Here is a 13,077-nt window from a genome sequence, read left to right as displayed (position 1 = left end):
TGCCCCGAATCGCCGGCCAAAACCAGGCCCCTCGGCAGAATCATCCACCAAACTGTTGCCCGCCCACCGGCAGATGTTCGACCCTACCCGCATGACGACGGTGGACACCCGGGCCGTACACGCCGGCCGCGACGACCTGCGCACGCTCGGCGTGCACGTACCACCGATCGACCTCTCCACCACCAACCCGCTGCCCTCGGTCGACGACGGCGGCAACGCCTACGAACACCTCGCCACCGGCGGCACCCTCCCCGCCGACGCCAGCGCCGTCTACCAGCGGCTCTGGAACCCCACCGTCGCCCGCTTCGAAACCGCCCTCGCCACCCTCGAAGGCACCGACCAGGCCGTCGCCTTCGCCAGCGGCATGGCCGCCCTCACCGCCACCCTGCTCGCCGCCACCCGCGACGGCCACCGCCACATCGTCGCCGTCCGCCCCCTCTACGGCGGAACCGACCACGTCCTCGCCACCGGCCTGCTCGGCACCACCGTCACCTGGGCCCACCCCGACCAGGTCGCCACCGCCATCCGCCCCGACACCGCCCTCGTCGTCATCGAGACACCCGCCAACCCCACCCTCGACCTCGTCGACATCGCCGCCCTCGCCACCGCCGCCGGCGACGTACCCCTGCTCGTCGACAACACCGTCGCCACCCCCGTCCTGCAACAACCCGCCCGCCACGGCGCCGCCCTCGTCCTACACAGCGCCACCAAGAGCATCGGCGGCCACGGCGACGTCCTCGCCGGCGTCGTCGCCTGCGACGAGGCCTGGGCGACCCGCCTGCGCCAGGTCCGCGCCGTCACCGGCGCGATCCTGCACCCCCTCGGCGGCTACCTCCTGCACCGCGGCCTGCAAACTCTGCCGCTGCGGGTCCGCGCCCAACAGGCCACCGCCGAGAAACTCGCCGGCTGGCTCGCCGACCACCCCGCCGTACACCGGGTCCACCACCCCTCGGTGTACGACCCGGCGGCGCTCGTCGGCCGACAGATGTCCGGACCCGGCAGCCTGCTCGCGTTCGAGGTACGCGGCGGCGCGCCCGCCGCCGCCACCGTCGCCGCCGCCTGCCGGCTCATCACCCACGCCGTGTCCCTCGGCGGCGTCGACACCCTCATCCAGCACCCCGCCTCGCTCACCCACCGACCCGTCGAGGGCGACGCGAAGCCCGACGGCGCGCTGCTGCGCCTCTCCGTCGGCCTCGAAGACCCCGAGGACCTGCGCGCCGACCTCGCCCAGGCGCTCGACACGATCGCCTGATCAGCGCAGCTCGCGGTTGCCCAGCACCCGGGTCGGCGCGCCCTCCCGGGCCACCCGCAGCATCGCCCGGCCGATCCCGTCCGTCGTCGTCACCTGGTTCGGCAGCAGCCGCCGCAACACCGGGAACAGCGGACGGGTCACCGCGTACCCGATCCGGTAGGCCCGCGTCCGCGACACCGCCCCGTACGTCGGCTGGATGAACCCCGGACGCGCCGCGTACCCGTTCGGCAACAGGTCCATGATCGCGTTCTCGGTGCGCCCCTTCACCCGCGCCCACATCACCCGGCCCTGTCCGGTCGAGTCGGTGCCGACGCCGGAGACGTAGACGAACGTGACCTGCGGGCTCACCTCGGCCAGCAACCGCGCCGCGGCGAGTGGGTAGTCGTAGCTGACCCGGGTGTACGCCGCCTCGTCCAGACCCAGCGACGAGACCCCCAGGCAGTAGAAGCAGGCGTCGACGCCGGTCAGCTCCGCCCGTACCGACTCCAGGTCGCCCACGTCGGGGACGGTCAGCTCCCGCAGTTTCGGGTCCCGCTGACCGGTCGGCCGGCGACCGACGGTGAGCACCTCCCGCACGTCCTCGGCGAGCAGGCACTCCCGCAGCACGCCCTGACCGACCATGCCGGTCGCCCCGAAGATGACCACCCGCATCAGAACCCACCCTTCGTCGTGGACCCCGCAAGGCTCCCACGCACATGCGGGTCGCCGTCCCCACGCCGGTCGATCATGAAGTTTTTGCCTGCGACATCGGCGTGTCGGCCCAATAACCTCATGATCGACCGGGCCGGGCCGGGCCGGGCCGGGTGGGTCGGGTGGGGTTGGGGGTGGGGTGGGTCAGGATTTTGGTCCTACGTGTCGGTCGAGGGTGGCGACCGCGTCCCGGCGCGCCACCGACAGCGAGTTGCGGCGGTTCATCCGCCAGTCGACGCCGAGCAGGTCCAGGCTCCACTGGCAGAGCCCCATGATGTCGGTCGACTCGTTGACGAACATGTAGCGCGGGTAGACGTACTCCTTGCCCCGCACGGTCACCCGGTTGGCGACGCGGCAGCCGTCGGAGTGGAACAGGCCGCGTACGAAGTGGCCGGGGTGGCCTTCGATGATCGGCCGTTGCCAGTCGGCCAGGACGATCGGCCGCTCGTGCTTCTTCCCGGGACCGTGCTGAGGGAGCAGGCAGGGCCAGTGCTTGCCGGTGCTCTGCACCGCAACGCAGCCCTGTTTCTGGATGCGCTGGACCTTGTTGGCGAGGACGACCCGCATGGCGTCATCGCAGGCGTCGATCAGGTTGGGCCAGGCGTCGGAACAGTAGATGCGCAGGACCGGAACCCGATCAGTGGTGACCAGGTGGCCGTCGCCGAGATAGAGGCCAAGCAGATAGGCGTACGTCTCGGGATCGGTCGGATTGCCGACATCAGGCGAGCAGCGGCAGCATCGCAGCTCTGTGCCGAACTTCGCTGGTTCGGGTCGGTCGACGCACCAGTGCCAGACCGTGGTGTAGGGCAGGGAGAGCGCCCGGGCTACTGACTGGATGTTCTGTCCCCGAGCGCGGAGGGCGCGGGCGCGTGCCCGCATCTGCGGTGGATGCACCCCTGCATCATCGAACACGTGTATGACAAAGTGCCGGGAGCGGGATTCGAACCCGCAAGCCCTTTCGGGCAGAAGTGTTTGAGACTTCCGTGTATGCCGTTCCACCATCCCGGCGGGTGACGCTCACTGTACCCGACTACTCTCATGCGGGAGCATGGGTGGTGACCGTGCAGTGATCGATGGTGGGGGTAGGGCTGGTGGCTGAGACGCCGACGGATGCCGAGCGCAGGCGCGTGCTGATCGCCGAGGACGAGGCGCTGATCCGGCTGGACCTCGCCGAGATGCTGGTCGAAGAGGGCTACGAGGTGGTGGGGGAGGCCGGCGACGGCGAGACCGCCGTGCGCCTCGCCGAGGAGCTGAAGCCCGACCTCGTCATCCTCGACATCAAGATGCCGATCATGGACGGGTTGGCCGCCGCCGAGCGCATCGCGGGCGCGCGGATCGCCCCAGTGATCATCCTCACCGCGTTCAGCCAGCGGGATCTGGTGGAGCGGGCGCGGGCGGCGGGCGCGATGGCGTACCTCGTCAAGCCTTTCCAGAAGAGTGACCTGGTCCCGGCGGTGGAGATCGCGTTGTCGCGGTACTCGGAGGTCGCGGCCCTGGAGGCCGAGGTCGCGAGCCTGACCGACCGCCTGGAGATCCGCAAGACGGTGGAGCGCGCCAAGGGCGCGCTGATGACGACGTACGGGATGACCGAGCCGCAGGCGTTCAAGTGGATCCAGCGCACGGCGATGGACCACCGGATGACCATGAAGGAGGTCGCCGAGCGGATCCTCGCGGAGACCGCCGGCGGCGAGGTGGCGCAGCAGCCGAGCGTCTGACCGCTGTTCGTCGCTCGGCGGCGGGTGATCGGATCGATAGCATCGGCTATATGTCGGTCCGGCGTGCGGTCGCGGTGTTCGGGGTTGTCGTCACGCTGCTCGCGGGCTGCCGCGCCACGGACGACGACCCGCGTCCCGAGCCGGTCCGGCCGTTGTGGGCGATGGCGGATCTGCCGGTCCCCCCGGGTTCGCCGGGTCGGCTCATCGTGCGGGACGTGACCGTCTGCGCGGATCGCTGGGTCGCGGTGGGCGCGGTGGGCGCTCCGGACGGCGGAACCCGGCCGGCCGCGTGGCGGAGTGTGGACGGTCGCGTGTGGACGGCGTTGTCATTGCGTCCGATCAGTTACTACGGCGAGCGCGTGATCCTCTACGCCGTCGGGTGTTCCGAGGATCGGATCGCTGTGATCGGGGCGCGGTCGGGCGGCGCGCACGGCAATCCGCGGGTGCGGACGTGGCGGCAGGACGCCGACGGTGGTCTGACCGAGGTGCCGGCGGAGTTTGAGCTGTACGGCGGGCCGGAGGCGGTCAGTGCGAGCCGTATCGCGGGTGGCGCTGGCGGGTGGCTGATCGCGGGGGCCCGTACGGGTGGGGCGGCGGTGTGGCGTTCCGCGGACGCGGCCGGCTTCGCGTTGGTGGACGACGCTCCGGGGTTGGCCAGTGATGCGGGGTTGACGACGATCGCCACGGATGTGGTGGCGGTGCCCGACGGATGGTTGGTCGGTGGCGGCGGCCGGCCGGCGGATCGGGCCGACCGTGATCCCTACGTCTGGTCGTCGGCTGACGGCCGGGCCTGGACGCGGCTGGCGTTGCCGGCGACGGGCGCGGACGAGGTCGTGCAGCGTCTGGTTCGGGTGGGTGCCGTGGTGTACGCGCTGGGGGTGCGGGGGAGCGCGTTCCAGGCCTGGAAATGGTCGCCTGAGGCGACGGTTGCCGCGGGTGAATGGCGGGCTGTCGCGAAGTTCGGATCGACGGGCGCCGGCGCGGTGGCGGGGGTCGAGTCGGCCGCCGCCGGTGGTGACGTGGTGCTGGCGATGACGGTGGCGACCGACGGGCATCGGCTGTGGCGGTCCGCCGCGGATGCCTCGTCGTGGGTGCCGGTGGCCCTTCCAGGTCACGTTTCCGCTGGTGGGGACACATCGGCGGCGGTTGCGGCGGCAGGCGGTCGGATGGTGGTCACCGTCGACGACGGGGTGGCGGCGCGCGTGTGGTTCGCGCCCTTCGAGCCCGTCTGACGAGTTGTCGACAGGCGCCGATGTGACATCTAAACGCGAGGTTCTCCGCTTCTGGTAACGGTTGAGTCAATGCCGCCTACGACACCTTACGGGGAGTAGTGGTTGTGGGATAACGTCCCGGCCCAGACCGGGTGAACGGTCCGGTCCGTTGTGGCCTTGGCGTTCTGCCAGGCCGCCAGCGGGCTTCTGGACGGAGGAGGGTTCCAGCCTTGAGGCAAAACTTCGTGCGCGTCCTCGGCAGCGTCGCCATCGTGGCGCTTGTTGCCGGCGGCGCCAGCGCATGTAAGAAGGACGAGGGCACGTCGGGTGGTTCCGCCAGCAAGGCGTGCGACCTCAAGATCGGTTTCTTCGGGGCGCTCTCGGGCGCCGACGCCGGCCTGGTCACCCCGATGAAGCAGGGTGCCGACCTGGCCGTGGAGAAGTACAACGCGGCGAACGCGGACTGCAAGGTCAGCGTCCAGGCGTTCGACTCGCAGGGCAAGGCCGACCTGGCCGGCGGTCTGGCGACCAGCGCGGTCGCCGACTCGAAGATCGTCGGCATGGTGGGCCCGGCGTTCTCCGGTGAGAGCGAGGTCGCACTGCCGATCTTCGACACCGCGACCCTTCCCAGCATCAGCCCGTCGGCCACGCGGCCGAGCCTCTCCGAGAAGGGCTGGAAGGTCTTCCACCGGGGCGTCGGTAACGACTTCTCCCAGGGCCCGGCGATTGCCAGCTACATCAAGAACGTGCTGAAGGCGGAGAAGGCGTTCGTCATCGACGACCAGTCCGCGTACGGCGCGGGTCTGGCCGACGAGGCCAAGAAGGGCCTCGGCTCGCTGGTCATCGGTACCGACAAGGTCGTGGACAACGCGCAGGAGTTCGGCGCGCAGATCTCCAAGGTGAAGACCAGCGGCGCGACGGTGCTGTTCTACGCGGGCTACACCGAGGAGGCCGCGCCGTTCCTCAAGCAGCTCCGGGCTGCGGGCTGGACCGGCACGTTTATCGGTGGTGACGGCATCAACGACGCCAACATGCTGTCGGTGGCTGGTCAGAAGGACGTCGAGGGCACCATCGCGACCTGCCCGTGTGGCCCGGCGACCGCCGCCAAGGGCACCTTCGTGACCGACTTCAAGGCCAAGTACAACGTCGACCCGGGCGTGTACGCGGACGTGGCGTTCGACCTGGCCAACATCTACCTCGAGGCGATCAAGGCCGGCAAGACCACCCGCACCGACATCCAGGCCTTCCTCTCCACCTACAACAAGGCCGGTTCCGCCTCTGGCGTGACCTACAAGTGGGAGCCGAACGGCGAGCTGGACCCGGCCCAGGTCAAGGTGTGGGCCTTCAAGGCGAAGGCCGGCGCGTGGGCTCCGGACGTGGAGATCCCGAAGGCCTGATCCCGTCAGGGTCACAGGTTTGAGGGCGTGACGAACAGAGTTGTTTCGATGCGGTCGGGGTGCCTAACCCCGGCCGCATCGGCTCAACGCAACACCCTTCGGAGCATCGGTGGACTTTGCAGAACTCGTCCGGGGCTTCCCGGAACTGACCACAACCGGGTTGGTGCAGGGTGCGATCTACGCGCTCATCGCCCTCGGCTACACCCTCGTTTACGGCGTACTTCGCCTGATCAACTTCGCGCACTCCGAGGTCTTCATGATCGGCACGTTCGGTGCCATCTGGACCTGGGCGGCTTTCGGACTCGACAGCAACAGCGGCGCACCGTCGGTCGGTCGTTCGTTGATGCTGATCGCTCTGGCGATCGTTGTCGCGGCGCTGCTGTCCGGCAGTGTCGCTCTGCTCATCGAGGTTACCGCATATCGGCCGCTGCGACGGCGTAACGCGCCGCCGCTGGCCTTCCTGATCACCGCCATCGGCGCTTCGTACGCGCTGATGGAGCTGATGGGAACGCTGACCCAGCGGCGTCAGATCGGCGCCCCGGCCCTCCTGCCCGCCGACACGCTCTTCAAGATCGGTGGTTGGAGCGTCACGCCGGTGCAGATGCTGACGCTGAGCGTGGCCATCATCATGATGGTCGGGCTGGACTGGTTCGTTAACAAGACGCGGTTCGGCAAGGGCATCCGCGCCGTGGCGCAGGACGCCAACACGGCCGCGCTGATGGGTGTCAACAAGAGCCGTGTGATCGCGTTGGTCTTCGTGCTGGGTGGTCTGATGGCCGGCGTCGCTGCCGTTTTCAGTGACATGAAGAGCGGAAACACCCGCTACAACATCGGCTTCCTGCTCGGGCTCAAGGCGTTCTCCGCCGCGGTGCTGGGCGGTATCGGCAACCTGCGGGGCGCGGCGATCGGCGGCATCCTGCTGGGTCTGGTCGAGAACTACGGGTCGGCGCTCTTCGGCTCGCAGTGGCGGGATCTCATCGCGTTCGTGGTGCTGATCGTCCTGCTGATGTTCCGGCCGACCGGTCTGCTGGGCGAGTCGTTGGGGAGGGCGCGGGCATGACCGCTCTGCGAGAGCGCTGGCACTCCGCGTCGAGTGCCATCGGTCGGCGGGTCGACGGGCTGCCGAAGTCCGCCCGGATCACCGGGTTGCTGGCCTTCATCGCCTTCCTGTACGTCCTGCCGAACAAGTGGTTCTACGAATACCTGAACATCCCGGGTCTGTGGATTCCCCTGTACACCACGCGCAACGACATGGCGGCGGTGCTGTTCTACTGCGCGTGGATCGTGTTGCTGTCGCTCGGTCTCAACGTCGTGGTGGGCTACGCGGGCCTGTTGGACCTGGGGTTCTTCGGCTTCTTCGCCGTTGGCGCGTACACGGTGGCGTTGTTGACGTCGCCGGAGAGCAAGCTCATCACCGAGTACAACTGGTTGGAGAGCCCGTGGCCGTGGTTGGTCACGGTGCCGATCGCGATCGCGCTGGCGCTGTTGTCCGGTGTGCTGCTCGGCGCTCCGACGCTGCGGCTGCGAGGTGACTACCTGGCGATCGTGACCCTCGGTTTCGCGGAGATGATCCGGATCGTCGCCAAGAACCAGGACTGGATCCTGAACGGCGACCGGGGCATTCCCCAGGTGGGGCACCCGCCGGGCAAGTACCCGGACGGGACGGCGATCTTCCAGTTCGAGTTCAAGCCGTACTACTGGCTGCTGCTCACCGTAATCATCGGTGCGGTCTTCCTGATCCGGAATCTGGCCAACAGCCGGGTGGGTCGCGCCTGGGTGGCGATCCGTGAGGACGAGGACGCCGCGGAGCTGATGGGTGTGCCGACGTTCCGGTTCAAGCTGTGGGCGTTCGCGATCGGCGCGGCGGTCGGCGGACTGTCCGGCACGTTGTGGGCCGGCCAGGCCAACTTCGTCAACTCGTCCACGTTCTCCCTGGAGAATTCGATTCTGGTGTTGGCGGCGGTGCTGCTCGGTGGCGCCGGCAGCATCGGCGGCGCGATCCTCGGCGGCTTCCTGGTCATCTACATTCCGGAGTGGCTACGGTCGGTGGGTGACGTCTTCGGTCTGCCGGAGACGGCCACCGTCTTCGGCAACGACTTCGACGTCAGCCCGACGTCGTTGCGGTACTTCATCTTCGGGATCCTGCTGATCATCGTGATGATCTTCCGACCGCAGGGTCTGTGGCCGAACCGGCGGCGTGCCGCCGAGCTCAAGGACCGGCAGAAGGAGGTGGCTGTCGTTGAGTGAGCCACGGATGGGTAGCGAGCGCGACGTCACCAGCGAGCGCGACATGGCGATCGACGCGCGGACGACGGTGGGCAGCCCGGCGGAGACGTCGTCGACGCCGGACGAGGCCGTCAGCGAGCCGGCCACGCCGGTCGACGGCCGCAAGCCGCTGCTGGAGGTCGACCACGTCACGCTGCGGTTCGGCGGCGTGGTTGCCCTCAACGACGTCAACTTCACCCTGTACGAGGGCGAGATCCTCGGGCTGATCGGGCCGAACGGCGCGGGCAAGACGACCTGCTTCAACGCGATGACGGGCGTCTACACCCCGACGACCGGCCAGATCCGGTTCCGGGGCGAGAAGGTCAGTGGCCGTAAGCGCTTCCAGATCACCAAGCTCGGGATCGCGCGTACCTTCCAGAACATCCGGCTCTTCCCGGAGATGACGGCGCTGGAGAACGTGCAGGTCGGCGCGGACGCCAACCACAAAACCAGCGTCCCGAGCGCCCTGCTGCGGTTGCCGCGGCACTGGCGGGAGGAGCGGCAGGGCAAGGCCAAGGCACACGAGCTGCTGGACTTCGTGGGCATCCAGGGTCGCTCCGGCGACCTGGCCCGCAACCTGTCGTACGGTGACCAGCGTCGACTGGAGATCGCCCGGGCGCTGGCGACCGATCCCACGCTGCTCTGCCTCGACGAGCCGGCCGCCGGGTTCAACCCGGCGGAGAAGGTGGCCCTGCTTCAGCTCATCCGCAAGATCCGCGACTCGGGTGTCACCGTTCTGCTGATCGAGCACGACATGCGACTGGTCATGGGCGTGGTGGACCGGCTGGTGGTGCTGGAGTTCGGGCAGAAGATCGCCGAGGGGTCGCCGGCCGAGGTGCGCGACGACCCGAAGGTGATCGCGGCGTACCTGGGAGGTGTCGAGGATGCTGCTTGAGATCGACAACCTGAAGCTGCTCTACGGCCGCATCGAGGCGCTGCACGGCATCAGCCTGCACGTCGACCAGGGCGAGATCGTGGCGCTGATCGGCGCGAACGGCGCCGGCAAGACCACGACGATGAAGGCGATCTCCGGGCTGCACGCCATCTCCGGCGGCAGCATCAAGTTCGACGGCACCGACGTCAGCCGGCTACGCGCCGACCTGCGGGTGATCCGGGGCATCGGGCAGTCGCCCGAGGGGCGCGGTGTCTTCCCCGGCATGACCGTGCTGGAGAACCTGGAGATGGGCGCCTACACCCGCAGGGACAAGGCCGACATCGCCAAGGACCTGGCGATGGTGTTCGACCTGTTCCCGCGGCTGCACGAGCGCCGCAAGCAGGCCGGCGGCACGCTCTCCGGCGGTGAGCAGCAGATGCTGGCGGTGGGCCGGGCGCTGATGACCCGTCCGAAGCTGCTGCTGCTGGACGAGCCGTCGATGGGGCTGGCGCCGAAGCTGATCCAGCAGATCTTCGAGATCATCACCCGGATCAACGAGCAGGGCACCACGATCCTGCTGGTCGAGCAGAACGCCCAGCAGGCTCTCTCCCGGGCCCACCGGGGGTACGTGTTGGAGACCGGCCGGATCGTCAAGGAGGGCACCGGCCAGGAACTCCTGCACGATCCGGCGGTCAAGGAGGCGTACCTCGGCGTGGCCTGAGCCACGGCGATCCGGTGGCCGGTCGTCCCCGCGTGGGGTGGCCGGCCGCCGGCGTTCGGGCCGGTGGCGCGTTTTCCCCCGCCGGTGCGGTGCCGCCACCCGGGGATGTCGGTGCGACGGACTAGAGTCGCTGCCGTGACAGCTACGACGCCGCGCCTGCTCCTCGTCGACGGACATTCCCTGGCATACCGGGCGTTCTTCGCCCTGCCGGTGGAGAACTTCTCCACCACGACGGGTCAGCCGACCAACGCGGTCTACGGCTTCACCTCGATGCTGATCAACGTGCTGCGCGACGAGCAGCCCACCCACATCATCGTGGCGTTCGACGTCTCCCGCCGGTCCTTCCGCACCGAGAAGTACGCGGAGTACAAGGCCGGCCGCAGCGAGACCCCGACCGACTTCAAGGGCCAAGTCAGCCTCGTCAAGGAGGTCCTGGCGGCGTTGCAGATCCCGGTCGTCGAGATGGAGGGCTACGAGGCCGACGACGTCATCGCGACGCTCGCCTGCCAGGCCCGCGACCAGGGCATGACGGTGCTGATCAGCACCGGCGACCGGGACGCGTTCCAGCTCGTCGGCGACCAGGTCACCGTGCTCTACCCGCGCAAGGGTGTCTCCGACCTGGCCCGGATGGACCCGGCGGCGATCGAGGCGAAGTACGGCGTCGGCCCCGAGCGGTACCGGGACCTCGCCGCCCTGGTCGGCGAGACCAGCGACAACCTGCCCGGCGTTCCGGGCGTCGGGCCGAAGACCGCCGCCAAGTGGATCACCACGTACGGCGGGGTGGAGGGCGTCATCGCCCGCGCCGACGAGATCAAGGGCAAGGCCGGCGACAGCCTGCGGGAGCGGCTCGCCGACGTGATCCGCAACTACGAGATCAACTGCCTGGTCTCCGACCTGGAGCTGCCGCTGCGCCCGGAGGACGCCCGTTGGGCCGGCTGGGACCGCGAGGCCGTGCACCAGGTCTTCGACACGCTGGAGTTCCGCATCCTGCGCGACCGCCTCTACCAGTACCTGGAGGCCGTCGAGCCGGAGGCCGAGTCCGGCTTCGACCTGACCGGCGAGGTGCTCACCGAGCCGGGCGCGCTCACCGCCTGGCTGGACGCCCACGCCCCGAGCGGCACCCCGGTCGGGCTCGCCGTCAAGCTCGACACCGGCCCCAACCGCCGGCACACCGCCTCCATCACCGGGCTCGCGCTGGCCAGCGCCGGCGGCGCGGCCGCCTGGGTCGACCCCAGCGGGCTCGACGCCTCGGACGAGAGCGCCCTCGCCTCCTGGCTGTCCGACGCGCAGCGGCCCAAGGTGCTGCACGACAGCAAGCCCGCGGTGCTGGCCTGCGCCGCGCACGGCTGGGAGCTGGCCGGCATCGTCCGCGACACCCAGATCGCCGCCTACCTGGCGCGCCCCGACCAGCGGTCCTACGACCTGACCGACCTGGCCCTGCGCTACCTGCACCGCGAGCTGCGGGTGGACGCGCCCGAGACCGGCCAGCTCACCCTCGACGGGCTCGGCGACGAGGGGATGGCCGAGCAGAACCTCATGCTCCAGGCCCGCGCCACCCTCGACCTCGCCGACTCCATCGACGCCGAGCTGTCCCGCGACGGCGAGCAGTCCGCGCGGCTCATGGCCGGGGTGGAGCTGCCGCTGATGCGGGTGCTCGCCGGGATGGAACGCACCGGCATCGCCGCCGACACCGACTACCTCTCCGAGTTGGAGGCGCACTTCGCCGCCGAGGTGAAGGCCGCCGCCCAGGGTGCGTACGAGGCGGTGGGCCGGGAGTTCAACCTCGGCTCGCCCAAGCAGTTGCAGGAGATCCTCTTCACCGAGCTGGGCCTGCCGAAGACCAAGAAGATCAAGACCGGTTACACCACCGACGCCGACGCCCTGCAGTGGCTCTACGCGCAGCAGCCCCACCCGGTGCTGGCCCACCTGCTGCGCCACCGTGACGTCGCGAAGCTCAAGTCGACGGTGGACGGCCTGCTCAAGTCCGTGTCCGACGACGCTCGGATCCACACCACCTTCAACCAGACGGTCGCGGCAACCGGCCGGCTCTCGTCCACCGAGCCCAACCTGCAGAACATCCCGATCCGCACCGAGGAGGGCCGGCGCATCCGCCGGGCTTTCGTGGTGGGTGAGGGGTACGAGTGCCTGCTCACCGCCGACTACAGCCAGATCGAAATGCGGATCATGGCGCACCTCTCGTCGGACGACGCGCTGATCGACGCGTTCAACTCCGGGGCCGACTTCCACGCCGCCACCGCCTCGTCGGTCTTCGGCGTGCCGGTCGACGAGGTCACCCCGGACCAGCGACGCAAGATCAAGGCGATGAACTACGGCCTGGCGTACGGGCTCAGCGCGTTCGGCCTGTCCCAGCAGCTCACCATCAGCACCGAAGAGGCGCGCGGACTGATGGAGAACTACTTCGCGGGCTTCGGCGGGGTCCGTGACTACCTGCACCAGGTGGTCGCCAAGGCCCGTCAGGACGGCTACACCTCGACCATCCTGGGTCGCCGCCGCTACCTGCCCGACCTGGTGAGCGACAACCGGCAGCGCCGCGACATCGCCGAGCGGATGGCGCTCAACGCCCCCATCCAGGGATCAGCCGCCGACATCATCAAGGTGGCGATGCTGCACGTCGACACCGCGCTCGCCGACGCCGGCCTGCGCTCCCGGATGCTGTTGCAGGTGCACGACGAACTGGTCTTCGAAGTCGCGCCCGGCGAGCGGGACGCGCTGGAGGCGCTGGTACGGCGCGAGATGGGCGGGGCGTACCCGCTGTCCGTGCCGCTGGAGGTGTCGGTGGGCGAAGGCCGCGACTGGAACAGCGCGGATCACTGATCTTTTGGTTGCGGTGTGGGTGTTCCGGGGCAGCCCGACCCGCTCCGGGCGGTCAGGCTTGATCCCTGCGCGGGTCGGGCTGCCCCGGAACCCCTGACCTGGTCGCCGTGGTCGCGT

At 69.3% G+C, this 13,077-nt stretch carries 11 protein-coding genes and 1 tRNA gene; 9 read left to right on the top strand and 3 right to left on the bottom strand.

What is annotated here, in order from left to right; all coding sequences use genetic code 11:
• Positions 1–73: 73 nt before the first annotated feature.
• On the top strand, positions 74–1,252 hold the full coding sequence (locus tag ACTFTM_RS22830; RefSeq protein WP_449562515.1) for a trans-sulfuration enzyme family protein: 1,179 nt from the start codon (positions 74–76) through the stop codon (positions 1,250–1,252).
• Here ACTFTM_RS22830 and ACTFTM_RS22825 read toward each other — a convergent pair whose 3' ends face one another.
• The 3 genes from ACTFTM_RS22825 to ACTFTM_RS22815 form a co-directional block, all read right to left on the bottom strand.
• A complete protein-coding gene (locus ACTFTM_RS22825) occupies positions 1,253–1,903 on the bottom strand; it encodes an NAD-dependent epimerase/dehydratase family protein (protein WP_449562514.1) in 651 nt (216 codons plus the stop codon).
• A 183-nt stretch (positions 1,904–2,086) separates the two neighbouring features.
• Entirely contained in the window at positions 2,087–2,836 is a 750-nt protein-coding gene (locus tag ACTFTM_RS22820; protein WP_449562513.1) for a transcriptional regulator, read from the bottom strand.
• A 31-nt stretch (positions 2,837–2,867) separates the two neighbouring features.
• A tRNA-Leu gene (locus ACTFTM_RS22815) sits at positions 2,868–2,950 on the bottom strand.
• A gap of 83 nt (positions 2,951–3,033) precedes the next feature.
• On the opposite strand from ACTFTM_RS22815, the gene ACTFTM_RS22810 reads away from it, so the two are divergent.
• The 8 genes from ACTFTM_RS22810 (at position 3,034) to polA (ending at position 12,960) form a co-directional block, all read left to right on the top strand.
• Positions 3,034–3,657 carry an ANTAR domain-containing response regulator gene (locus ACTFTM_RS22810; RefSeq protein ID WP_355049623.1) on the top strand — a complete coding sequence of 208 codons (624 nt, stop codon included), beginning with the start codon at positions 3,034–3,036 and terminating at the stop codon, positions 3,655–3,657.
• A 50-nt stretch (positions 3,658–3,707) separates the two neighbouring features.
• Positions 3,708–4,889, top strand: coding sequence for a hypothetical protein (locus tag ACTFTM_RS22805; RefSeq protein ID WP_449562512.1), 1,182 nt, complete (start codon positions 3,708–3,710; stop codon positions 4,887–4,889).
• Positions 4,890–5,098: 209 nt separating this feature from the next.
• Positions 5,099–6,265, top strand: a complete 1,167-nt coding sequence (locus tag ACTFTM_RS22800) for a branched-chain amino acid ABC transporter substrate-binding protein (RefSeq protein ID WP_449562511.1) — start codon at positions 5,099–5,101, stop codon at positions 6,263–6,265.
• 109 nt (positions 6,266–6,374) lie between these two features.
• Positions 6,375–7,325, top strand: coding sequence for a branched-chain amino acid ABC transporter permease (locus ACTFTM_RS22795; RefSeq protein ID WP_449562510.1), 951 nt, complete (start codon positions 6,375–6,377; stop codon positions 7,323–7,325).
• Entirely contained in the window at positions 7,322–8,512 is a 1,191-nt protein-coding gene (locus ACTFTM_RS22790; RefSeq protein WP_449562509.1) for a branched-chain amino acid ABC transporter permease, read from the top strand. Before ACTFTM_RS22795 ends, ACTFTM_RS22790 begins: the two co-directional genes overlap by 4 nt.
• A 43-nt stretch (positions 8,513–8,555) precedes the next feature.
• Positions 8,556–9,425 (top strand): ABC transporter ATP-binding protein, encoded by an 870-nt coding sequence (locus ACTFTM_RS22785; RefSeq protein WP_396799370.1) that lies wholly within the window; start codon positions 8,556–8,558, stop codon positions 9,423–9,425.
• The gene (locus ACTFTM_RS22780) at positions 9,415–10,125 is read left to right on the top strand and encodes an ABC transporter ATP-binding protein (protein ID WP_449562508.1); all 711 of its coding nucleotides are present in this window, start codon (positions 9,415–9,417) and stop codon (positions 10,123–10,125) included. Before ACTFTM_RS22785 ends, ACTFTM_RS22780 begins: the two co-directional genes overlap by 11 nt.
• A 135-nt stretch (positions 10,126–10,260) precedes the next feature.
• Entirely contained in the window at positions 10,261–12,960 is a 2,700-nt protein-coding gene (polA, locus tag ACTFTM_RS22775; RefSeq protein WP_449562507.1) for a DNA polymerase I, read from the top strand.
• The last annotated feature ends 117 nt before the right edge of the window (positions 12,961–13,077 follow it).

The organism is Micromonospora sp. RB23, assembly GCF_053585025.1.
This window is presented reverse-complemented; position numbering and strand designations above follow the sequence as displayed.